This is a genomic window from Cronobacter sp. HA18006 (assembly GCF_011605445.1).
Lineage (GTDB): Bacteria > Pseudomonadota > Gammaproteobacteria > Enterobacterales > Enterobacteriaceae > Cronobacter > Cronobacter sakazakii.
In genome coordinates this window covers 1,375,649-1,399,447 of sequence record NZ_JAANQB010000011.1, presented here as the reverse complement: position 1 = coordinate 1,399,447, position 23,799 = coordinate 1,375,649, and the positions used below count along the sequence as shown (strand labels likewise).

Annotated in this window: 17 protein-coding genes and 1 riboswitch; of the genes, 7 read left to right on the top strand and 10 right to left on the bottom strand. The window is 59.2% G+C overall.

Annotation, left to right across the window (positions count from 1 at the left end):
• Window positions 1–9: 9 nt before the first annotated feature.
• Both G9X48_RS08390 and G9X48_RS08385 read left to right on the top strand, forming a co-directional pair.
• On the top strand, window positions 10–1,554 hold the full coding sequence (locus G9X48_RS08390) for a methyl-accepting chemotaxis protein (RefSeq protein ID WP_038880056.1): 1,545 nt from the start codon (window positions 10–12) through the stop codon (window positions 1,552–1,554).
• Between the two features lie 192 nt (window positions 1,555–1,746).
• Window positions 1,747–2,352, top strand: a complete 606-nt coding sequence (locus G9X48_RS08385; protein ID WP_007869278.1) for a hypothetical protein — start codon at window positions 1,747–1,749, stop codon at window positions 2,350–2,352.
• Between the two features lie 75 nt (window positions 2,353–2,427).
• Here the strand turns inward: G9X48_RS08385 and G9X48_RS08380 are convergent, their stop codons facing one another.
• Both G9X48_RS08380 and G9X48_RS08375 read right to left on the bottom strand, forming a co-directional pair.
• Window positions 2,428–4,152, bottom strand: coding sequence for an ABC-F family ATP-binding cassette domain-containing protein (locus tag G9X48_RS08380; protein ID WP_038880059.1), 1,725 nt, complete (start codon window positions 4,150–4,152; stop codon window positions 2,428–2,430).
• Window positions 4,153–4,511: 359 nt separating this feature from the next.
• Window positions 4,512–4,838 (bottom strand): RcnB family protein, encoded by a 327-nt coding sequence (locus G9X48_RS08375; protein WP_007851199.1) that lies wholly within the window; start codon window positions 4,836–4,838, stop codon window positions 4,512–4,514.
• 231 nt (window positions 4,839–5,069) lie between these two features.
• Between G9X48_RS08375 and G9X48_RS08370 the strand changes: the two genes are divergently transcribed.
• The 5 genes from G9X48_RS08370 to fbaB all read left to right on the top strand — a co-directional run bounded on the left by G9X48_RS08370 (window position 5,070) and on the right by fbaB (window position 9,301).
• Window positions 5,070–5,387, top strand: coding sequence for a DUF1493 family protein (locus G9X48_RS08370; RefSeq protein WP_038880062.1), 318 nt, complete (start codon window positions 5,070–5,072; stop codon window positions 5,385–5,387).
• Window positions 5,388–5,502: 115 nt separating this feature from the next.
• The gene (locus G9X48_RS08365) at window positions 5,503–6,075 is read left to right on the top strand and encodes a hypothetical protein (protein WP_038880064.1); all 573 of its coding nucleotides are present in this window, start codon (window positions 5,503–5,505) and stop codon (window positions 6,073–6,075) included.
• A 310-nt stretch (window positions 6,076–6,385) separates the two neighbouring features.
• Window positions 6,386–6,483: riboswitch (TPP riboswitch) on the top strand.
• A gap of 33 nt (window positions 6,484–6,516) precedes the next feature.
• Window positions 6,517–7,314: a hydroxyethylthiazole kinase gene (gene thiM / locus G9X48_RS08360; protein ID WP_038880067.1), complete on the top strand. Its 798-nt coding sequence runs from the start codon at window positions 6,517–6,519 to the stop codon at window positions 7,312–7,314.
• Window positions 7,301–8,101, top strand: coding sequence for a bifunctional hydroxymethylpyrimidine kinase/phosphomethylpyrimidine kinase (thiD, locus tag G9X48_RS08355; RefSeq protein ID WP_007869263.1), 801 nt, complete (start codon window positions 7,301–7,303; stop codon window positions 8,099–8,101). Before thiM ends, thiD begins: the two co-directional genes overlap by 14 nt.
• Window positions 8,102–8,248: 147 nt before the next feature.
• Window positions 8,249–9,301, top strand: a complete 1,053-nt coding sequence (fbaB, locus tag G9X48_RS08350; protein ID WP_004386507.1) for a class I fructose-bisphosphate aldolase — start codon at window positions 8,249–8,251, stop codon at window positions 9,299–9,301.
• A 515-nt stretch (window positions 9,302–9,816) separates the two neighbouring features.
• On the opposite strand, the gene yegS is transcribed toward fbaB, so the two are convergent.
• The 8 genes from yegS to G9X48_RS08310 all read right to left on the bottom strand — a co-directional run bounded on the left by yegS (window position 9,817) and on the right by G9X48_RS08310 (window position 23,750).
• On the bottom strand, window positions 9,817–10,716 hold the full coding sequence (gene yegS / locus G9X48_RS08345) for a lipid kinase YegS (RefSeq protein ID WP_007869261.1): 900 nt from the start codon (window positions 10,714–10,716) through the stop codon (window positions 9,817–9,819).
• A gap of 250 nt (window positions 10,717–10,966) precedes the next feature.
• Window positions 10,967–12,328 carry a tRNA 5-hydroxyuridine modification protein YegQ gene (gene yegQ / locus G9X48_RS08340; protein ID WP_007902995.1) on the bottom strand — a complete coding sequence of 454 codons (1,362 nt, stop codon included), beginning with the start codon at window positions 12,326–12,328 and terminating at the stop codon, window positions 10,967–10,969.
• A 403-nt stretch (window positions 12,329–12,731) separates the two neighbouring features.
• Window positions 12,732–13,454 carry a two-component system response regulator BaeR gene (gene baeR / locus G9X48_RS08335; RefSeq protein WP_004388202.1) on the bottom strand — a complete coding sequence of 241 codons (723 nt, stop codon included), beginning with the start codon at window positions 13,452–13,454 and terminating at the stop codon, window positions 12,732–12,734.
• Window positions 13,451–14,875, bottom strand: coding sequence for a two-component system sensor histidine kinase BaeS (gene baeS / locus G9X48_RS08330; protein WP_007869258.1), 1,425 nt, complete (start codon window positions 14,873–14,875; stop codon window positions 13,451–13,453). Before baeS ends, baeR begins: the two co-directional genes overlap by 4 nt.
• Window positions 14,872–16,287: an MFS transporter gene (locus G9X48_RS08325; RefSeq protein WP_007869257.1), complete on the bottom strand. Its 1,416-nt coding sequence runs from the start codon at window positions 16,285–16,287 to the stop codon at window positions 14,872–14,874. The genes baeS and G9X48_RS08325 overlap by 4 nt, the downstream gene beginning before the upstream one ends.
• 3 nt (window positions 16,288–16,290) lie before the next feature.
• Window positions 16,291–19,380 (bottom strand): multidrug efflux RND transporter permease subunit MdtC, encoded by a 3,090-nt coding sequence (gene mdtC / locus G9X48_RS08320; RefSeq protein WP_038880070.1) that lies wholly within the window; start codon window positions 19,378–19,380, stop codon window positions 16,291–16,293.
• Entirely contained in the window at window positions 19,381–22,503 is a 3,123-nt protein-coding gene (locus tag G9X48_RS08315) for an MdtB/MuxB family multidrug efflux RND transporter permease subunit (RefSeq protein WP_038880073.1), read from the bottom strand.
• A complete protein-coding gene (locus G9X48_RS08310) occupies window positions 22,503–23,750 on the bottom strand; it encodes an MdtA/MuxA family multidrug efflux RND transporter periplasmic adaptor subunit (protein ID WP_004388207.1) in 1,248 nt (415 codons plus the stop codon). Before G9X48_RS08310 ends, G9X48_RS08315 begins: the two co-directional genes overlap by 1 nt.
• Window positions 23,751–23,799: the final 49 nt, after the last annotated feature.

Below are 23,799 nucleotides of genomic sequence, written 5' to 3'. Positions count from 1 at the left end.
GACTTTTTGATGGGCCTGCTTAAAGACTTTTCTATCCGCGCAGTGATGCTGACGGTGCTCGGCGTACTCTGTGTGTTATGGGCGGCCGTGGGCGTCTACAGCGTCTATTCGCTCTCGGCGATGGCCGATGGCAACCGCGTGGACCGCCAGCTGGTGTCGCAGATGACCGTGCTCAGCAAAGGCAACGATCAGTATTTCCGCTTCGTCACCCGTCTGACCCGGGCCATGGAAAACGGCACGCCGGACGCCAAATCGCTCGAATCCGCGCAGCAGGCGCTCGACAATATGTCGCGCCAGCTCGACGCGTTTAAACAGCTTTCTCCCGGCCCGCTCGATCCGGCCGTATCACAACAGGTGATCGCTGGCTGGCAGAAGCTGCTGGATGACGGCGTGATCCCGCAGATGAAACTGGCGCGTGAAGGCACGCCGGACGCGTACCGCGCCCATGCCGGCAAAGTGACGCCGGTATTCAGCCGCGCGTTTGGCGCGAGCGCCGAGAAATTCAACGCCGCGGCGGGCGCCAAGCTTGATGCCACCCGCGAGCGCGTCGACAGCATGACCGTCACCACCAAAACGGTGATTATTATCGCGGTGATTATTGGCCTGCTGCTTCTGCTGCTGACCGACCGCTATCTGGTGGCGATGCTGGTGAAGCCGCTTGAGAAGATCCGCAACCATTTCACGCTGATTGCCGGTGGCGATCTCAGCCAGCCGGTGGAGCCGTTTGGCCGCAACTGCGTCGGCAAACTGGTGCCGCTCCTGACCGCGATGCAGGATCAACTGCGCGAAGCGGTGAGCGCCATTCGCCACGGCAGCGAAAATATCTGGCGCGGCGCGTCGGAAATTTCGGCGGGCAATAATGACCTTTCATCCCGTACCGAAGAGCAGGCCGCAGCGCTTGAGCAGACCGCCGCCAGCATGGAAGAGCTGACCTCTACCGTGCGCCTTAACGCCGAAAACGCCCGTCAGGCGAGCGAGCTGGCTCATGCTGCCTCGGAAAACGCCGGTAAAGGCGGCCAGCTGGCGCAAAATGTTATCGAGACCATGCAGGGCATTTCCGGCAGTTCGAAGAAAATCGCCGATATTACCAGCGTGATTAACAGTATTGCGTTCCAGACCAATATTCTGGCGCTCAACGCCGCCGTAGAAGCGGCGCGTGCAGGCGAACAGGGCCGCGGATTCGCGGTGGTTGCAGGCGAAGTGCGTAACCTCGCGAGCCGCAGCGCCGAAGCCGCGCGTGAAATCGAGGCGCTCATCACCGAATCGGTCGAGCGTATCGAGAAAGGCTCTGAGCTGGTTAACGCGGCGGGCGATTCGATGGCGGAAATCTACCGCGGCGTTTCCAACGTCAGCACGATCATCAAGCAGATAGCCTCGGCGTCTGAAGAGCAGAGCAAGGGCATCTCGCAGGTGGGCGTCGCCATCACTCAGATGGATACTGTCACCCAGCAGAACGCCTCGCTGGTGGAGCAGGTGTCCGCCGCCGCCGCCGCGCTGGAGCGCCAGACCGAAGAACTGCAAAGCACCGTGCAGAAATTCCGCCTCTCGGCCTGATATTCGTTGTCGTTGTCATAAAAAAGCCGCCTGTGAGGGCGGCTTTTTGGTTTATTCGCTGAAAAACGTTTTTGCTTGTTAGTTTCAGATTAAGCTAATAATGATTATATGAAACCCTTTAAGCTGACATGACAATATTAATTGTGGGTATTATTCAGTCTGTCTCACTGGCCGGGAGCCGTTAGAACAGGGATGATTAATTATTTAAAAAGAAGCCTGCAACTGGGTCGCCTTGTAGAGCATGGTCTTCAAAACAAGCGGCCCGAGGCGCTGGAGCGACTTAAAACGCAGCTCAAAGAACAAGTTCGTCTGCCCACGGGGTGGCGGAGTCTTGGGATGCCACTGGTATTGGCAATGGTTATGGCTGTACTTAGCTTCGCCATTCCCCAGATTTCTTTTTGGGTGGCTATTTCGCAGAGTTTAGGGTTAGCAGAAAATGCATTCTTCATTGGCATGCTCGTCAGCAATTTTCTTTTTTGTGTGCTGATTATCCCTGCAATGACAGGGGTTGCAAGAGGGTATCTGCGCGCTTTGCAGTTATGGCTGGCATTGGTGGCTATAGCGGTATTCGTTAGTGCGCTATTTTTTATCAGCGTGCTTGTGACTTTACTTTCTTCCGAAGAAGTTGTGCGCTGGGATATTATTGGCGCTCTGCTGGGCATAATGTTTTCGGTATTCAGCGTGCGTTGTATCAATAGCAGGTTATTTATGGAAACCGTCGCCCTTGGCTTTTATAACCGTATTCTGCGCGAGCAGGCTAAATATCAGGCTTACCAGCCAGGCGTAATGAAACGATAAACATCCATCTGCGTATCCTTTTACTTTTATATTAATAAGAAAGACCCTCCTTTATGGAGAGTCTTTCTTGCTGTTTTATTCCAGCCCCAGCGCGGCGCTGAGGTGCGCTATCTCCTTACGCCACTCGGCCTGCAGGGCGAGTTTCTGGTGGCGCGGTTTGCGTTCGAGATCGGCATTGAGCCGCGTCTCCAGCTCAATCAGCCGCTCCAGCAGGCGCGCGTCGCTATGCTCATCAGGCGGCGTGGCGAGTGCCGAAGGTGCCTCATTCTCTGCCTCCTGCGTCGGCGCTGCGCGCAGACGCGCCATCAGCGCTTCCATGTTGTGCCACTCGCTTAAACCGCCATCTTCCACGAGCCAGAAGCGGTTACAGCTCGCCTCCATCAGCGTTCTGTCGTGCGTCACCAGCAACAGCCCGCCTTCGAACGTTTGCAGCGTTTGCGCCAGCGCCTCTTTGCCTTCCATATCGAGATGGTTGGTCGGCTCGTCAAGCATCAGCAGCGAATAGCGCGCAAGCGACAGGCCGACAAACAGCAGGCGCGAGCGCTCGCCGCCGCTCAGCGTGTCGACCCGCTGCCCGTGCCGCGCCCACGGGAAACCGGCGCTGATAAGCGCAAGCTTACGCGGTTGTAACTCAGGCGCGAACGGCTCCAGCGCCTCCAGCAACGTGGCGTTATCCGGTAACTGATGCAGCGACTGATCGTAATACCCGAGCGACACGCGCGGATGGAAGGTGACGCCGGGAACCGTTTCCCCTGTTTGCCACTGTCGCCACAGCAGGCGCAGCAGCGACGACTTCCCGCAGCCGTTATGCCCAAGCAGCGCCACGCGATCCCCGCTTTTGAGCCGCGCCAGCGGCAGGGTAAAGAGCGTTGGCGTTTCAGGTGCCGCGCTGACGGCCAGATTTTCCAGCTCAAGCAGGCGATCCGCCGCCAGCGCGTCGCCGGAAAGCGTCAGTCGCCAGCGGCTGCCCTGCGCCAGTTCGGTTTGCTCCTCTTTGAGCCGCGCCACCTGTTTTTCCATCTGTTTGGCTTTGCGCGCCAGATCTTCGTTGTCATAAACCTGTCCCCACGTGGCGAGCCGTTTTGCACTCGCCGTCACGCGGTCTATCTCTTTTTGCTCCGCTTTATGGCGCAGGGCGTCGCTCTCATCCCGCGCCGCCAGCGCCGCGCGTGCCTGCGTACAGGGGAGATCGAACGCCTGGAGCTGACCGTCGCGCAATATCCAGGTGCGGTTGGTTACGCTGTCCAGCAGCGCGCTGTCGTGGGAGACCAGAATAAAGCTGCCGTTCCAGCGGGCCAGAAACTGCTCCAGCCACAACATCGTCGGGAGATCCAGATGGTTGCCCGGCTCGTCAAGCAACAGCAGATCGGGCGAGATAATCAGCGCCCGCGCCAGCAATAAGCGTGTGTGCTGGCCGCCGCTAAGCGAGCCCGCCGTCAGCGACCAGGCCGCCTCGGCAAAGCCCATATTCGCGAGCAACGCCTGCGCCCGCCAGGCGCTGCTTTCACGCTCGGCCTCAGGCAGCCTGGCCAGCAGCGCGTCCAGCAGCGTCTGCTGATGCAGTTCGTCGGGCAGATGCTGCTCCACGCGCGCCAGCAGGCAGCGCGCCGCGCGCGTCACAACGCCTTCGGCAGGCGCAAGGGTGCCGTCCAGCGCTTTCAGAAGCGTGCTTTTGCCGCAGCCGTTATGACCGATCAGGCCAATGCGGTCGCCTTTTTTCAGGGTAAAGGAAAGGGTGTTCAGCACCGGGCCAAACGGGGAATCAATGCGCAGGGAGTGCGCCGTCAGTAATGTGCTCATCGCTTACTCAGAATTTTCAGGCATAACAATGCCTCGTCAAACATCGCTGACGATAATCTGGTAAGCCCTGGAGAAGGGTGATGTGATGGGATCTTCGCTCAGGGTCCAGTTATCGCAGCACGATACCGGTAATGCCTGAGCTCTGGCGATCGCCAAAATGATGTGAATAGTCAAACAATTCACAGCACAGCATAAGAGTCCTCCTTTTATATTCATCAGGTTGATAGGTAGAGCGAGTGTAGCGGGCAGCGCGTTTAAGCACCACTACGCGTATTAAGGGGTGTGAGCGAAAAAACGTTTTGGGAAGGAGAGATGCAAGATGCGCCTGAGCGTCGGGCCTGCTTCAGGCGCTGAAAAGATTAGCGGTGATAGAAAATATCGCCGTTCATGGCGCGCACGACTTTACCTTCGGCGTCGGTGATAAGCACGTAGTAGCCGCCCATGTAAGTCCAGTGTGTGCCGGCTTCCGGGGCGGGCAGGTTGCGGATCTGCCACTGTTTGATGTTGTACTGCTCGGTGCGGTAGAGGTCCGGCACGATGTCGCCAATGGTGTATTTTTTGGAATCGGAGTGAAACTCTTTCACTTCATAGCTATCGATAGATTTGGGTTTTACCACATCTGCGGCGAATGCAGAGGCCACCGACATCAACAGCACTCCCGCTACGATCATTCTGGTTTTCAACATACCTTCTCCACATGTCAGGGCGCTGCGCCCCGTTGATTTTGTTACCGTCAGGGCGCTATCTTCCTGCGCCATTCCCGGCCGGGCAAGGCTAATTATGTATAAAAAAATGAAGCCGATAGCAATCGGCGCGGGGCTGATTTGGTGAGGCGTGCTTATGGGCTGCCAGAAGTGGTGGGTTATACTTATCTCATGATTGCAGGGATAATGAGATTATCATCCATCGGATTATTTATGATGAGTACAGAAGACGGCGTTCGGGCGTTAATAAAAAAGCATTTCTGGGAGATGGCGGATGAAGATTCGTTAAGCACCGGACAATATTGCGTCCTGCCAGAAGATGCGCACGCCTTCTTCGGAGAATACTTTGCTGTGTTCAATATCAATGATTCCTCCTTCGACTTCTGTAAATATTTTCCGCGCGAAGGAATATTTTTCCTGCCCAATGCGATTCTTCCCGACTATTTAAAAAGCGATAAGCATCAGCCTGCGCCGCTTACCGTGAAAATGCTGATTGCCTCGGCAAAGGCGGGGCGCTGGATTGATGATTAACGCATTGAACACCTGAGGTTGTAATTGCATTATCGGAAGTCATTTTAAGTGACGCTGCAAGATCGTATAACGATTAATAACAGTAGTGACAAGATACTGGTCGTGGAAGACTGATATGAAATATAGTTTTGTATTCTTATGGCTAGTGGCGGGTACATGCGCGGCAGCACAAATGACGGGATTTGGCGCAAAGTATTACGATGATATTACTGAAGTTTATTCTGATAATCATGAAACCGATAAAGATCTGGTGCCCGTTATTGCTATAGGAACCACCGAATACAAGTTTGAGGTTAACACGCTTGCATCTATCGCTAAGAATGCCGGTGTAAAGGTAAATAAAGATAATCTGGCTTCCTGGATTTGCCTGAAATCAGGGGGCATCAATTATTGGTTTATTTCTGATAATGAGATGGGGGCGGGGGATTTAACCGCGGTGGCAATAGCGAAAGATGGATCGCCTTGCACCCCTTACAAGGGAGTATTACAAGTATCCGTTAAGGCGCCTGTGTTAACAACTAAAGAAGAAACAGAAAAATATTTTAAACATAAGCCTAAGAAAGATATCGTTATGTACTACAAGGATATCGAAAAATCAGGTGAATACACGCAGAGTAACAGCATTATGTACTATCTGAAAGGTGATAAGGTTCAGGGAGTTATTATTAGCCAAGGGACGACCAACTGACAGGCTCTTTTTCCGTAAGGTCAGGAATAATTTTTAATGAAACTCTGATGCTTATTTCTTTGATAATCCTGAAACCAATGGTAATGCCTCTTACTACGTCACTTACGCTCCAGCACCGCATCAATGCATCAGGGACAATGAAATCACCAGCAAATAAAGCCGGGCAGTCTGTATTTTTCATACTTAAAGCTTTTATATGCCCCTCAAACTGAGACGCAGCCTATTTTTTAGGGTTGAGTCTTTGGCTTCCCGCTGGCATGATCCACAACAGAGAGTAATGTAGCGTTAATCGCAACGCTTTGATTTTGCAGTAAATGACTCGGGGTGCCCTTCTTCGTTGAAGGCTGAGAAATACCCGTATTACCTGATCTGGATAATGCCAGCGTAGGGAAGTCAGATGCCTGTCCGGTATCCCGTCTTCGCGCCTGGCAGGAGAGAACCATGTCTTCTGACCTGCTTTGCGGCTCGCACGCCGCGCCTGTTGTCACCCAACTTCGCCGTTACGCGCCGCTGGTGCACTGCATTACCAACGATGTGGTGCAAAATTTCACTGCCAATGTCCTGCTCGCACTTGGCGCCTCGCCCGCGATGGTCGTGGATACTGATGAAGCCGCACAGTTCGCGGCCATCGCCGATGCCTTACTCATAAACCTCGGTACCCTCACTCGCCCGCAGCAGCAGGCGATGCGGGCGGCTATCGACAGCGCCTGCGCGGCGGGCAAGCCGTGGACGCTCGACCCGGTCGCCGTCGGCGCGCTCGCGCTGCGCACGGAATTTGCGCAGGAGATTCTGGCGCATCGCCCAGCCGCCATTCGCGGCAACGCCTCGGAAATCCGCGTACTGGCAGGCGAAAGCGGCGTCGGGCGCGGCGTTGACGCAACCGAAAGCGCGCACCATGCACGTGAAGCGGCCCGCTTACTGGCGCGTCGCAGCGGCGCCGTTGTCGCCGTGACCGGCGAGGTCGATTACATCACCGATGGCGAACGCATGGTCGCAGTTGATGGCGGCACTGCGATGCTGACCCGCGTGGTGGGCACCGGCTGTGCGCTTTCGGCGGTCGTTGCTGCCTGCTGCGCGCTGCCGGGCGATCGCCTGGAGAATGTCGCAACGGCCTGCTGGCTGATGAAACGGGCGGGCGAAGAGGCGTTGACCGTATCCCGTGGCCCCGGCAGTTTCGCCAGCGCGTTGCTGGATAATCTGCATGCGCAGGCGTTCGGAGGTGCTTATGAAACGCATTAACGCGCTCACCATCGCCGGCACCGACCCGAGCGGCGGCGCGGGCATTCAGGCCGATCTCAAAACCTTCTCGGCGCTCGGTGCTTACGGCACCTCCGTCATCACGGCGCTGGTGGCGCAGAACACCCGCGGCGTGCAGTCGGTCTACCGCATCGAACCGTCGTTTGTCGCCGCCCAGCTTGATTCAGTGTTAAGCGATGTGCGCATCGACACGACGAAAATCGGCATGCTGGCGGAAACGGATATCGTCGAGGCCGTGGCGGAGCGGCTATCACGTTACCGGGTGCGCAATATTGTGCTGGATACGGTCATGCTCGCGAAAAGCGGCGATCCACTGCTGAGCCCGTCTGCCGTGCGCACGCTGCGCGAAAAGTTATTGCCGCAGGTGGCGATCATCACGCCGAATTTGCCGGAGGCGGCGGCGCTGCTGGAAACCACCCACGCCCGCAGCGAAGCGGAGATGCGCCAGCAGGGCGAGGCGTTGCTGGCGCTCGGCTGTGGCGCGGTGCTGATGAAAGGCGGGCATCTGGATGACCCCGAAAGCCCCGACTGGCTCTTTACCCGCGAAGGCGCGACGCGCTTTACCGCGCCGCGCGTCATGACGAAAAACACCCATGGCACCGGCTGCACGCTCTCCAGCGCGCTTGCGGCGCTGCGTCCGCAGTATGCTGACTGGGTTGAAACGGTGACGGCGGCGAAGGCGTGGCTCACGAAAGCGCTGCAACAGGCGGATAGTCTGGAAGTAGGGGAGGGCATCGGGCCCGTCCATCATTTTCATGCATGGTGGTGAACCGTGCCAGCAGAATTAGCTGAAAATGCGCTCAGGTCTGGCAATCTGTGCTAATCAAGTCCAGGCTAAGAGGGCCCAGCTAAGGCGTGGGTAAGGAATCTTATCGTCCGGCAGGTCACCGCCTGCCGACCATAACGGGAGCGTATGATGACTGATATTGCGCAGTTGCTCGGCAACGATGCCGATAGCCTGTTACAGCACCGCTGTACGACCATTTCCTCCGACCAGCTCTACCTGCCAGGGCCGGATTATGTCGATCGCGTGATGATCGATAACAACCGTCCGCCCGCGGTGCTGCGAAATATGCAGACTCTTTATAACACCGGACGCCTTGCCGGCACCGGCTATCTGTCTATTCTGCCGGTGGACCAGGGCGTCGAGCATTCGGCGGGCGCGTCGTTTGCCGCCAATCCGATGTATTTCGACCCGAAAAATATCGTCGAGCTGGCGATTGAGGCGGGCTGTAACTGCGTGGCGTCGACCTATGGCGTGCTGGCGTCAGTCTCGCGCCGCTACGCGCACCGTATTCCGTTCCTGGTGAAACTCAATCACAACGAAACGCTCAGTTACCCCACGCAATATGACCAGACGCTCTACGCGAGCGTCGAGCAGGCGTTCAATATGGGCGCGGTGGCGGTCGGAGCGACTATCTATTTCGGCTCTGAAGAGTCGCGCCGCCAGATTGAAGAGATCTCCGCCGCGTTTGAGCGCGCGCATGAGCTTGGCATGGTGACAGTGCTGTGGGCGTATCTGCGTAACAGTCACTTCAAGAAAGATGGCGTCGATTACCACTCCAGCGCCGATTTGACTGGCCAGGCCAACCATCTGGCCGCCACCATTGGCGCGGATATCGTGAAGCAGAAGATGGCCGAGAATAATGGCGGCTATACCGCGCTGAAGTTCGGCTATACCGACGAGCGCGTGTATAGCAAGCTGACGAGCGATAACCCGATTGACCTGGTGCGCTATCAGCTCGCCAACTGCTATATGGGCCGTGCGGGGCTGATTAACTCTGGCGGCGCGTCCGGAGGCGAGGCGGATCTCACCGATGCGGTGCGCACAGCGGTGATCAACAAGCGCGCAGGCGGTATGGGGCTGATTCTGGGACGCAAGGCGTTTAAGAAATCGATGGCCGATGGCGTGAAGCTGATAAACGCGGTGCAGGATGTGTATCTGGATAAGAAAGTGACGATCGCCTGATGGCGGTTGTGGTTACGCAGCATAAACGCGCCTGCGGGCGCGTTTTTTGTGGATGGGGTAAATGGTGGCGCGAGATAAACGGCGGGTGCGCTGCGCTTACCCGCCCTACGAAACCACAAAAGCCACCGCCGATGCCGTATGTTTTCCCTTGCGGCTGCCCTTTGGCCGCGAGCCGGGATTGTTAAGGGGGCGGCGGCGAGCCCCCTTAACACGTTCGCGTGAGTAAAAGTGACAGAGAGAATCCGCGTTGTGGCGAACGGAACAGGTCACCAGGCGTACATATTCCCGGGTTCCACGGTTCACCCGTATTGAACAGGCAATGCCTTTCATTTGACGGCGGTGCTGATGGCGGGTGCGCTGCGCTTACCCACCCTACAGTTGGCTGGCGTTACGTTATGCTTCGGTGGATGCGCTGCGCTTACCCACCCTGGAACGTTTCATACCGTTGCATCACTGGTAGGGCGGGTAAGCGTAGCGCACCCGCCGTCCCGAAAATCGCGATGCCACACATTCCTTTACTTAAGCAGCGGACAATCCGGCGGCAGGCGGCACTGCAGCGCGCCGGGCTCAACCACAATGCGGAAATGCTGTCCGCTCAGCGGCTCGCCGTCGAGGTTAAAGGTAATCTCATGCGGCGCGGTTATCTCAAACCAGGGCGAGGCACCATCGATAATATTCGGGCTCTCTTCCGGCTGCGTCAGCGTGGTAAACAGCGCAGGCAGCAACTCTTCGCCGGTAAAAATCCGCAAATGCAGCAGCCCGTCGTTAATCAGCGCCTCCGGGCACAGCTCCTGACCGCCGCCCGCCTGCCGCCCGTTACCGATGCCGATAACCAGCGCGTCGCCCTGCCAGTGAAAATGCTCGCCGCGAATTTCACAGCGATCCGCTTTCAGGGCGTCCATACGCATCAGCCCGTGGATCAGATACGACACCCCGCCGAGCGCGGCTTTTAAGCGCTCCGGCGTTTCAGTGGTGATGCGCGTACCGAAACCGCCCGTCGCCATATTGATAAACCAGGTTTTATCATTCACGTGCGCGATATCAATCGGCACCGCGCGGCCTTCAATGGCCAGCTTCAGCGCCAGTTCGATATCGTCCGGCACGGCGGCGCTGGTTGCGAAATCGTTCGCGGTGCCGAGCGGCAACAGGCCGAGCGCCGGGCGTTTTTCCTGCGTGACACAAGCCAGCGCCGCTGCCACTTCATTAATGGTGCCGTCGCCGCCTGCCGCAATCACCGTCTGCGCGCCCTGATCTGCCGCCTCACTGACATAGCGCGCCGCATCGCCTTTCTCCCAGGTCACGCGCACCTCTATCGGGTGGCCCTGGTCGCGTAGCAGCTTCACGCTGCCGCGCAGGATCTCATTATCAGCGCTTTTACCATTTAAAATCAGAAACGAGCCGGGGGAACGGGACATGAATACACTCCTGTGAATACGGATTCACAGAGTTTATCGCAGAGTCTGGCGAGTCGCTTAAGAACTGACTGAAAGGATAAAAAAATAAGCCTGCGTAAGGGAGATTACGCAGGCTGAAGGAGGTGGTTCCTGGTACAACGGGCATTTATGGATTATGTTTTTCAGCGCCGTGGATAATAACCGCTTTAAACATAACGGTTTGTGATCCCATTCGAAGAAACATTCGCGCGGTAAAAATAACCCTTATAAATCATTTACCATGTGGATTTCTGGTGGTCTGGCCAGAGAAATTACGCATTAACAGCGCATAGTCCAGTGCTAAATCCTCTGGAACTGGCATCCAGATGGTGTATCCGTCTCCCGGTGCCACTTCCATCTTCTCGCCTTTCGCATTTTCCATATGCTCAAGCGTAAAGCTGACGTTGCCCTGTGGCGTCATCAGTTCCAGGCTGTCGCCGAGAGAAAATTTGTTTTTCACCGCCACCGCAGCCAGCGCGCCGTTGCGCTCGCCGGTAAATTCGCCGACAAACTGCTGGCGGTCCGATACCGAGTAGCCATAGTCATAGTTCTGATAATCGTCGTGGGTGTGACGACGCAGAAAACCTTCGGTATAGCCGCGATGCGCCAGGCCTTCGAGCGTCTCAAGGAGGCTCGGATCGAACGGTTTACCGGCGGCGGCGTCGTCAATGGCGCGACGATAGACCTGGGCGGTACGCGCGCAGTAGTAGAACGATTTGGTGCGGCCTTCGATTTTCAGCGAGTGGACGCCCATTTTCGTGAGGCGCTCGACGTGCTGAATGGCGCGCAAATCTTTAGAGTTCATGATGTAAGTGCCGTGTTCATCTTCGAACGCGGTCATGTATTCGCCGGGGCGCTGCGCCTCTTCAATCATGAAGACTTTATCGGTCGGCGCGCCGATGCCGAGCGTCGGCTCGACGGTCTGCACCGGGATAGGCTCATGGATATGCACGATATTGCCGATGCTGTCCTCTTTGCCTTCCTGCACTTTATATTCCCAGCGGCAGGCGTTGGTGCAGGTGCCCTGGTTCGGGTCGCGCTTGTTGATGTAGCCGGAAAGCAGGCAGCGACCGGAATAGGCCATGCAGAGAGCGCCGTGAACGAAAATCTCCAGCTCCATCTCCGGCACCTGCTCGCGAATTTCCGCAATCTCTTCAAGCGACAGTTCGCGGGAGAGAATGACGCGCGTCAGGCCCATCTGCTGCCAGAATTTTACCGTCGCCCAGTTCACCGCGTTGGCCTGTACCGAAAGGTGAATATCCATCTGCGGGAAGTGCTCGCGCACCAGCATGATAAGCCCCGGATCGGACATGATCAGCGCATCCGGGCCCATCTCCACCACGGGTTTGAGATCGCGGATAAAGGTTTTCAGCTTGGCGTTGTGCGGCGCGATGTTAACCACGACGTAGAATTTTTTGCCAAGCGCGTGGGCTTCATTAATGCCGAGCTGCAAATTCTCGTGGTTGAATTCGTTATTGCGCACGCGCAGCGAGTAGCGCGGCTGGCCGGCGTATACGGCGTCGGCACCATAGGCGAAGGCGTAACGCATATTTTTCAGCGTTCCCGCAGGCGACAGTAATTCTGGTTTAAACATGTTGAACTCGTTCTGATGACAGGTCAGACCCGCTTCAACGGCGAAGCGGTCGGGGGCACGTTTACCCCCACGTTAAGGGCGGGAATTGTAGCGCCCGCGGCCTGGGCGTGCAAACCGTTATGGGGGCTTATGGATGTGACGGCGGGTGCGCTGCGCTTACCCGCCCTACAAAAACCCGATTCGCATCCTGCGTAGGGTGGGTAAGCGTAGCGCACCCACCACTGGAAAATGAAAAGCCACCGCCGATGCCGTGTGTTTTCCCTTGCGGCTGCCCTTTTGCCGCGAGCCCCCTTAACACGTTCATGCGAATAAACATGAAAGAGAGAATCCGCGTTGTGGCGAACGGAACAGGTCACCGGGCGTACATATTCCTGGGTCTGCGTTTCACCCGTGCAAATAATCTCTACACCACCCGGCCGGCGTCGGCTTCCCAGCGGTAGCCCACGCCGTACACGGCGCGGATAAACGGCTGCTCGTCGTCCAGCGCTTCCAGCTTGCGGCGCAGGTTTTTGATATGGCTGTCTATCGTGCGGTCGGTCACCACACGGTAATCGTCATACAGATGATTCAGCAACTGCTCGCGCGAAAACACCTTGCCCGGCTCGCCGGAAAGCGTCTTCAGGAGACGGAACTCGGCTGGCGTCAGGTCGAGCGGCTTCTGCCGCCAGCTCGCCTGAAAACGCCCTTCATCGATAATCAGCGGGCTTTGGGCATCCTGCGCCTGCAGATCGCGCTGCGGCTTGCAGCGGCGCAAAATGGTTTTCACGCGCGCCACCACCTCACGCGGGCTAAACGGCTTGCAGATGTAATCATCGGCACCGATCTCAAGCCCCAGCAGGCGGTCTATCTCTTCGATTCTGGCGGTCACCATCACAATCGGCACTTCCGAGAAGCGGCGAATTTCGCGGCACAGCGTCAGCCCGTCGGTGCCGGGCAGCATCAGATCCAGCAGGATTAAATCCGGCGGCGTCTGGCGCACATAGGGCAACACCTGATCGCCGTGGTTAATCAGCGTCGGCGCGTAGCTGGCCGCCCGCAGGTAATCCACCAGCAGCGCGCCGAGTTTTGGCTCATCCTCGACAACCAGAATGCGCGGGGTTTTATCGTTAATCGGTAACTCTGTCATACGTCTCCCGGAAGTACGGCATCAAGCGGTAAGGATACGGTGATGCTAACACCGCCTGATGATGAATGATCGGCATTAATCGTCCCGCCATGCGCCGCCACGATATTGGCGCAGATGGCAAGGCCGAGGCCCGAGCCGCCGCTGGCGCGGTTGCGCGAGCCTTCCGCGCGGTAGAAGCGCTCAAACAATTTTGACAGCTGCTCATCGCTCACGCCCGGCGCGCTGTCGATAAACCGCAGCACGAAACGCTGCGCCAGACGCTCACCCTGAATCAGCAGCCCGCCGCCCGCGTCCGTGTAACGCAGGCTGTTTTCCAGCAGATTATTAAAAAGCTGCATCAGCCGGTCGCGATCGCCAAAGAGCGTCACGTTTTCCGGCATCGACAGATTCAGCGTCAGCCCGCGCGCGGCAAAGCGCTCGCGGAACGCGCCCGCAGCCACTTCTATCAACGTCACGATCTCCAGCGGCTTTTTCTGGTAGGCGAGCGCGCCTTCGTCAGAGAGCGACAGCTGGTGCAGGTCATCCACCAGTTTGGTCAGCGTACCCACTTCGGCCTGCAACGAGGCGACCGATTCCGGCGTAAACTGGCGCACGCCGTCCTGAATCGCCTCCAGCTCGCCGCGCAGCACCGCCAGCGGCGTGCGCAGCTCATGAGAGATATCCGCCATAAATGCCTGGCGCATCTGCTGGTTTTTCTCAAGCGTGCTGGCGAGCTGGTTGAAATCCTGCGCCAGTCGGCCCAGTTCATCCTGCCCGGTGGCGACGACGCGGGTAGTAAAATCGCCCGCCGCCAGACGGTGTGTGCCTTCCACCAGTCGTTTTACCGGGGCGAGCAGGCCGCGTGCCAGCAGCAAGGTGGCGGCTGCCGCGAGCAGCGTCGAGAGCGCGACGATAAGCCAGCTGGTGCGCCGCTGCTGTTTATCGAAGTTGATATCGGTACTGCGCGTCAGCCGCTCCACCGGCGAGGCGATTACCCAGCCGACGCGTTTGCCGTCAACGACAATCGCGCGCCGCGCGCCATCCTGCGGCACCGGCGAGCGCGGGCCGACCAGCACATTTTGTTCGGCGTCCACCACCCAGAACTGCGTTCGCCAGCCGTGCGGCGGCATGTGGGGCGGCGGTCCTCTGTCTGGCGGCGGCGGGCCGTCGTGAGCATTCTCCCGTTCAAAAGAGCGTAAAATCTGGAATATCATGCGATCGTTATGGCGCAGAAATCCCCAGTCGCCGTGCTGCTGGTACTGCTCGCTCAGTGCGTCGCTTAACAGGGCCAGACGTTGTTCGTTACCGTGTTTGATGTAGTCGATAAAGCCGCGCTCGAAGCTAAAGCGCACTGCCCAGTGCATCGTAATCAACAACAGAATACAGGTGGCGAAAATAGCCAAAAACAGCTTGCCCGTAATGCCGGGCCGCCAGAACCTCATGAAGCACTCCTTTTGCGCCGCGCGATGACGGCGTTTTTACTGATGTCGTCAGGGACGCGGGCGAAGACCAGCGCCGGCAGGGCGATAATTAGCGCCATGCACAAATAGGTCCAGAAAAAGATGCCGTGGGCGTCGCCGCTGTCCGCGGCGAGCTGGTTATGCCCGAACGCGCCAAGCAGCAGGCCCGCGATGCTCACCCCAAGGCTCATCGAGAGCTGCATCACCATCGACAGCAGGCTGTTGCCGCTGCTCGCCATCTCATCGGGCAGGTCGCGAAGCGTCAGCGTGTTCATCGTCGAGAAACGCACCGAATTCACCATCCCCTGAAAAAGCATGACTACCGGCAGCAGCCAGTACCAGCCCGCCAGCGCCACGCCCATAAACAGCAGGGTCACGAGCGCGAGCGCAAGCGTCGAGGCCACCAGCACCCGGCGGTAGCCAAAGCGGTTTACCACCTGCACCACAATGCGTTTGATCCCCATGCTGCCAAGCACCATCGGCATCATCATCAGGCCGGCGTGGAACGGGGAGAAGCCGAGGCCAATCTGTAAAAAAACTGGCGTCATAAACGGCAGCATCCCGCTGCCGATGCGCCCGCATAAGCTGCCGAACAGCCCCAGTGAAAAGGTGCGGGTATTGAAAAGCCGCAGACTGAACAGCGCCCGCTCGTTGCCGCGCGCATGCCACAGGTAAAGCAGCGTGGCCGCGCTGCCGCCCGCCACCAGCGCGCCAAGCCCGGCTGGGGAAAGACCAGTGCTGCGATAGCCGTCAAGCGCAATCGTCAGCGCCGCCATGCCGAAGGCGAGCAGCAGAAAGCCGGAGAAATCGAAGCGCCGCGTTTGCATGGTGTAGTTCGGCATCAGCCAGAGCGTCGCGGCGGCACCGGCAATGCCCACCGGCAGGTTGATTAAAAAGATCCAGTGCCAGGAGGCGTACTCCACCAGCAGCCCGCCGAGCGCAGGCCCGAGCAGCGGCCCTACCTGGCCCGGCAGCGTTACAAATGTCATCGCGGCCATATACTGATCGCGCGGGACGATTTTCATCACCGTCAGCCTGCCGACCGGCACCATCATGGCGCCGCCGACGCCCTGTAACACGCGCGCTGCCACCAGCTCATTGAGCGTCGAGGACTGCGCGCAAAACAGCGAGCCGAGCGTGAACAGCACAATCGCGGTGAAGAAGATGTTGCGCACCCCGACGCGATCCGCCAGCCAGCCGCTCGCGGGCAGCATCACCGCCACCGTCAGCACATACGAGACGATAACCATGTGCATCCGCAGCGGGCTCTCCCCGAGGCTCGCGGCCATTGAGGGGAGAGCGGTATTGACGATAGTGGTATCCAGCGCCTGCATAAAAAAGCCGAAGGCGACGATCCACAATTGCCAGCGCACGTTCTGGGGCAGGTCGGTCATAAATTATTCGCTCGCGGTCAGGGTGTCCTCAGGTTTCGCCCGGCGCGTAAAACGCAGGCGCAGTCGGTCGAAGAAGAGATAGACCACCGGCGTGGTATAGAGCGTCAGCAACTGGCTCATCACCAGCCCGCCGACAATCGTAATGCCGAGCGGCTGGCGCAGCTCCGCGCCGTCGCCGCTTGCAATCATCAGCGGCAGCGCGCCGAACAGTGCCGCCAGCGTCGTCATCATGATCGGGCGAAAACGCAGCAGGCAGGCCTGGAAAATGGCGTCGCGGGCGCTGAGCTGGCCGTTGCGCTGAGCCTCCAGCGCGAAGTCCACCATCATTATCGCGTTCTTCTTCACGATACCAATCAATAGCATAATACCGATAAGCGCGATGAGGCTAAACGGGGCATCGAACGCCTCCAGCGCCAGCAGCGCGCCGACGCCCGCCGACGGCAGCGTGGAGAGAATAGTCAATGGATGCACGTAACTCTCATACAGCATCCCCAGCACGATATAGACCGTGGCGATGGCCGCGAGAATTAAGATCACCTGCGAATTCATCGTCTCCTGGAACACCTGCGCCGTACCGGCGAAACTGCCGCGCACCGACGACGGCACGCCAAGCGAGGTCATCGTGCGGGTGATGGCGTCGCTCGCTTCCGAGAGCGACACGCCGGTCGGCAGGTTAAAGGCGATGGTCGACGCCGCCGACAACCCCTGATGGTTAACCGACAGCGGTGCGTTGGCGGGCTGCCATTTCGCAAACCACGAGAGCGGAATCGGCTTGCCTTCGCTGTTCATCACGAACATCTGATCGAGCGCGCTGATATCCTGGGTGTAACGCGGGTCAACTTCCATCACCACTTTGTACTGGTTAAGCGGCTGGTAGATGGTCGAAATCTGGCGCTGGCCGAAGGCGTTATTCAGCAGGCTGTTGGCGTCCTGCACGCTGATGCCAAGCCGCGCCATCGATTCGCGGTCATAGACCAGGCTCATCTCCGCGCCGTTGTCCTGTTGATCGGAGTTCACGTCGGCAAGCTGCGGCAGTTTAGCGAGCGCCTGGCGGATTTTCGGCTCCCATTCGCGCAGCGCCGCCAGATCGTCAGACAGCAAGGTGTACTGGTAGCTGGCGTTCGACTGCCGCCCGCCGACGCGTATATCCTGCACCGCCATTAAAAACAGGCTCGCGCCCGGCTCGCGCGCGAGTTTTTTGCGCAGCCGGTCAATCACCTGCTGGGCGCTTTCCGTACGCTCGCCGAGCGGTTTGAGCGAGATAAACATCATGCCGCTGTTCACCCGCGAGCCGCCGGTAAAGCCGGTAACGTTATCCACCGCCGGATCTTCGCGAATGATTTTCATGAAATCCTGCAGCTTGCCGCGCATCGCCTGGAACGAGATGCTCTGGTCGGCCTGAATGCCGCCCATCAGCCGCCCGGTGTCTTGCTCCGGGAAAAAGGTTTTCGGAATGGAAATATAGAGCCAGACGTTCAGCGCGATGGTGGCGAGCAGCACCAGCCCGACCAGCCGGGCGTGGTTCAGCACCCAGCCGAGCGAGCGGGCGTATCCGCCCTGCAGCGCCAGCAACAGGCGATTGATGCCGACGCGACTGCGGGTCTCTTCACTCGGTTTGGCCTTCAGCAGCCAGCCGCACATCATCGGCGTGAGCGTCAGCGACACCACCAGTGAAATGCCGATGGCGACCGAGAGCGTCACGGCAAACTCCCGGAACAGCCGCCCTGGCAGCCCGCCCATCAGCAGCAGCGGCAGAAAGACCGCCACCAGCGACAGGCTCATGGAGAGCACCGTAAAGCCCACTTCGCGCACGCCCTGGAGCGCCGCCTGAAGCGGTTTGACGCCCGCCTCAAGGTGGCGCGAGATATTCTCCAGCACCACGATGGCGTCATCCACCACAAAGCCAGTGGCGATGGTGAGCGCCATTAACGAGAGGTTATTCAGGCTGAAACCGCACAGATACATGGCGGCGAAGGTGCCGATAAGCGATACCGGCACCGCGACGGCAGGAATCAGCGTCGCGCGCCCGGAGCGCAGAAACAGGAACACCACCAGAATCACCAGGCCGACCGATATCGCCAGCGACTGCTCCACTTCCGCCAGCGACGCGCGAATGGTCGGCGAGCGATCCTGCGCGATTTGCATGTCGATGGCGGCGGGGATGGTGTCGCGCAGCTCCGGCAGCGCGGCGCGGATGCGGTCCACCGTCTCAATGATATTGGCTTCCGGGAGTTTGCGGATCATCAGCAAAATGGCCGGTTTGGCGTTGGTCATGCCCGCGTTGCGCACGTCCTGCACCGAATCGGTCACCGTCGCCACGTCGCGCAGATGCACCGCCGCGCCGTTGTTGTAGTGAACGATCAGCGGCTCATATTCCGCGGCGGTTTTAAGCTCATCGTTGGTCTGCAACTGCCAGCGACGCTGGGCGTCTTCTATCGCGCCCTGCGGACGGCGCACGTTGGCGTTGCTGATGGCGCTGCGCACCGTATCCAGCGAGACGCCCTGGTTAAAGAGTGCCTGCGGGTTGAGCGCCACCCTGACGGCGGGTAGCGAGCTGCCGCCCACGTCGACATCCCCCACGCCGTCAATCTGGGCGATGGTCTGGGCAAGCTGCGTCGAGGCGTAATCATAAAGCTCGCCCTGGGAGAAGGTGTCCGAGGTGAGCGTGAGGATCATGATTGGCGCATCGGACGGGTTCGCTTTGCGATACGTCGGACGCGAGGGCATTCCGCTCGGCAACAGGCTTTGCGCGGCGTTGATCGCCGCCTGCACGTCGCGCGCCGCGCCGTTGATATCGCGGTCAAAATTGAACTCCAGAATAATGCGTGTGCTGCCAAGCGAGCTGGTGGAGGTCATTTCGTTGACGCCCGCGATGCGCCCGAGCGAGCGTTCAAGCGGTGTCGCGACCGACGACGCCATCGTCTCCGGCGACGCGCCTGGCAGCGACGCGCTCACCATGATCACCGGGAAATCAACCTGCGGCAGCGGGGCCACCGGCAGCAGCCGGAAGCCCAGCACGCCGCAGAGCGTCACGGCGATGGAGAGCAAAATCGTCGCTACCGGGCGGTAGATAAAGAGCGCGTAAAACTTCACTTACGCCTCCTCTTCACGCGCGGGCAGACGGCGGCGCACGGCGTGGCCGAGGCGGTCGAACAGCAGATAAATTACCGGCGTGGTAAAGAGCGTCAGCACCTGGCTTACCAGCAGGCCGCCGACCATGCCGATGCCGAGCGGACGGCGCAGCTCCGCGCCAACGCCGGTGCTGAGCATCAGCGGTAGCGCGCCGAGCAGGGCGGCGAGCGTGGTCATCAGGATGGGCCGAAAACGCAGCAGACACGCCTGGTAAATGGCCTCGCGCGGCGTCATGCGCTGTTCACGCTCGGCGGCCAGCGCAAAGTCGATCATCATAATGGCGTTTTTCTTGACGATGCCTATCAGCAGAATAATGCCGATGATGGCGATGACATCCAGCTCGGCACCGGCGATAAGCAGCGCCAGCAGCGCGCCAACGCCTGCGGTGGGCAGCGTCGAGAGAATGGTAATCGGGTGGATAAAGCTCTCATACAGCACGCCGAGCACGATGTACATCGCCACCACCGACGCCAGAATCAGCCAGAGCGTGCTGCCAAGCGCCGCCTGGAAGGCGAGGGTGCTGCCCTGGAACTGGGTCGTTATTTCGGCCGGGAACGCCAGATCCGCCTCCGCCTGGGTGATGGCGTCTACCGCGTCGCCCAGCGAATAGCTGTCCGGCACGTTAAACGAGATAGTCGTCGACGGGAACTGATCGAGATGGTTAATCGTAAGCGGCCCGAAGCGCTGCTCGACCTTCGCAATGGCGCTGAGCGGCACCATGCCGCCATCGCTGCTGGCAAGACGAATACCGTCGAGCGCCGCCAGGCCCGGCGTGGCGGTAGTGTTATGCTCCAGCACCACGCGGTACTGGTTGGCCTGGGTATAGATGGTTGAGATAAGGCGCTGGCCAAAGGCGTTATAGAGCGCGTTATCGACATCGCTCATGCTGATGCCAAGACGGCTGGCGCTCGCGCGATCCACATTCACGTAAGCCACAAGACCGTTGTCCTGCCAGTCGCTGCTGACATCCGCCAGCTGCGGCAGCGTTTGCAGCCGGGCGATAAGCTTCGGCACCCAGGTGCTGAGCGCCTCCAGCGAATTGGCCTGGAGCGTGAACTGATACTGCGTGCGGCTCACCTGGGTGTCGATGGTGAGATCCTGAATCGGTTGCAGGTAGAGTGTGGCACCCGGCACGCGGCTCGCGGCCTCCTGAAGGCGCGCAATCACCGTCTGCACACGGTCGTCACGGTCATCGAGCGGTTTTAAGTTGATTTGCAGCCGTGCGCTGTTAAGCGACGGGTTAGTGCCATCGACGCCGACAAACGAGGTGAGGCTCTCCACCGCCGGATCTTTTAAAATGACATCCGCCACCGCGCGCTGGCGCTCGGCCATGCTGGCGAACGAGACCGACTGCGGCGCCTGCAATGTGCCCTGGATGATGCCGTTGTCCTGCACCGGGAAAAAGCCTTTCGGGATGAAAATCCACAAAAGCACCGTCAGCGCGAGCGTGCCAAGCGCGACGCCGAGCGTCAGCCACGGGTGGTTCAGCACGCGCTTAAGCAACTGGCCATAGCGGTCAATCACCCGATTAATCACACGTTCTGAGGCGCGCGAGAAGCGATTCTGTTTGCGCAGCGATTCATGGCTTAACATACGCGCGCACATCATCGGCGTCAGCGTCAGCGAGACGACAGCGGAGATCAAAATCGCCACCGCCAGCGTCACTGCGAATTCACGGAACAGGCGGCCCACGATATCCCCCATAAACAGCAGCGGGATCAGCACGGCTATCAGCGAGAACGTCAGGGAGATAATGGTAAAGCCGATTTCGCCTGCGCCCTTGAGCGCGGCGGCCAGCGGCTTTTCGCCTTTTTCGATATAGCGCGAGATATTTTCTATCACCACGATGGCGTCATCCACCACGAACCCGGTGGCGATGGTCAGCGCCATCAGCGTCAGGTTGTTGATGGAGAAATCGAGAAACACCATCACCGCAAAGGTGCCGACCAGCGACAGTGGTACCGCCACCGCCGGGATAATGGTCGCCGGAATGTTGCGCAGGAACAGGTAGATGATCATCACCACCAGCGCTATCGCCAGCATCAGCTCAAACTGCGTGTCGTTGACCGACGCGCTGATATTGGTGGTCCGGTCGGTCAGCACTTTCACCTGCACCGATTTCGGCAGGCTTTCCGTAAGCTGCGGCAGCAGTTTCTGAATGGTTTCGGCGGTGGTGATGATGTTAGCGCCCGGCTGGCGCTGGACGTTCATCACAATCGCAGGCTGTTTATTGGCCCAGGCACCAAGCCAGGCGTTCTCCGCGCCTTGCTCCACCGTCGCGACGTCGCCAAGCCGCACCGGCGCGCCGTTTTTATAGGCGATGATCAGGTTGCGGTATTCGTCGGCGGATTTCATCTGATCGTTGGCGGAGAGCGTCACCGCGCGCTCCGGGCCGTCGAAACTGCCTTTCGCCGAGTTGACGTTTGCGCTGGTGATGGCGGTGCGCACGGTTTCGCTGTCAATGCCCAGCGACGCCAGCGCCTGCGCATTCAGTTTTACCCGCACCGCCGGACGCTGGCCGCCGGAGAGCGTCACGAGGCCTACGCCCGTCACCTGCGAGATACGCTGCGCGACGCGGGTTTCCACCATATCTTCCACCTGGGTCATCGGCAGCGCCGATGAGGTGACCGCAAGCGTCATGATTGGCGGGTCCGCCGGGTTCACTTTGCTGTAGACCGGCGGGTTAGGGAGATCGTCCGGCAGTAGGTTGGTGGCGGCGTTAATGGCGGCCTGCACCTCCTGCTCGGCAACATCCAGCGGCAGCGTGAGCTGGAACTGTAACGTCACCACCGACGCGCCGCCCGCGCTTTGCGAAGCCATCTGCTTTAAGCCTGACATCTGGCCGAACTGGCGCTCCAGCGGCGCGGTGATAGCCGACGTCACGACATCCGGGCTGGCGCCAGGGTAGAGCGTGACGACCTGAATCGTCGGATAGTCCACTTCCGGCAGAGCGGAAACCGGCAGAAAGCGATAGCCGATGATGCCTGCAAGCAGAATAGCCACCATCAGCAGCGTAGTGGCCACGGGGCGCAGAATAAACAGGCGGGACGGCCCGCCAGTGGCGCTCGGAGGTAACACCTGCATCAGGAACGCGCTCCTTTGGCTGCGCGGGCGCTGTCGGTTGGGCTGCGCTCGCCGCGTTCAGGCTTCGCGTTATCGGTGGCCGTTTGTGCTTCCACCACGTCCACCTTCGCGCCTTCGGTCAGGCGGTCGATGCCGTCCGTCACCACGCGATCGCCTGCAGAAAGGCCTGCAGTGATCACTACGGTTTCGCTGTTCTGAATGCCGGTCGTGACGGTGTGCTTACTCACTTTGTTGTCGTCGTTCAGCACCCAGACAAAGTGGCCTTCGTTGCCCATCTGCAACGCGGCGGTCGGGATCACGACCGCGTTCTGCTGCGTATCAATCAACATGCGGGCGTTAACGAACTGGTTCGGGAACAGCGCGTCATCCTCATTGGCAAAGCGCGCCTTGAGCTTAATCGTGCCGGTGGTGGCGTCTATCTGGTTATCCAGGCTTAACAGCTCACCGGTGCTGAGCTTTGTGCTGTTAGTGCGATCCCAGGCTTCTACCGTCAGGGCTTTCCCCGCCTTTTGCGCCTGCATCACGGCGGCGATATCGCTCTCCGGCAGGGTAAAGACCAGATCAATCGGGTGCGTCTGGGTCAGCACCACAATGCCGGTGGTATCACCACTGGAGATCTGGTTGCCGATATCGACCTGTTTTAAGCCGACACGCCCGTCAATCGGCGCGGTGATGCGGCTCCAGTCGAGCTGCAACTGCGCGCTGGCGACGGCGGCTTCGTCGGCTTTCAGCGTGCCTTCGGTTTCGCTGACCAGCGCCTGCTGGGCGTCCAGCTCCTGGCGTGAAACCAGGTTCGTTTTACCAAGCTGCTGATAGCGCGCCAGATCGCGACGGGCGTTGGCAAGCGTCGCGCGATCTTTGGCGAGCTGCCCCTGGGCCTGCGCGAGTGCCACTTTAAACTGGCTCGGATCGATTTCCGCGAGCAGATCGCCCGCTTTTACCTGCTGGCCCTCTTTAAAGTGAATCGCCATTAGCTGACCATCCACCCGGCTGCGCACCGTGACCGTGTTGGCGGCAGTGATAGTCCCAAGCCCTGTGAGATAGCGCGGCACCGCCTCGCTGCGCGCGGTGGCGGCCTGTACTGGGGCTTGTGCGCCGCCCATGCGCATCGCGGCGCGACCGCCTGCGTGTGTCGTTTTACCTGATGGCGCATCCGTGGCGGCGTTACGCCAGTAGAGGAGCGCGGCAATCGCCACGACCACGATGCCGGCGATGACCCACCCGCGCTTTTTAACCGTGCTTTTCATAAGCAGTACGTCTTCTTTTCCTGAAACGATTAGGCGTAATGATACAAGT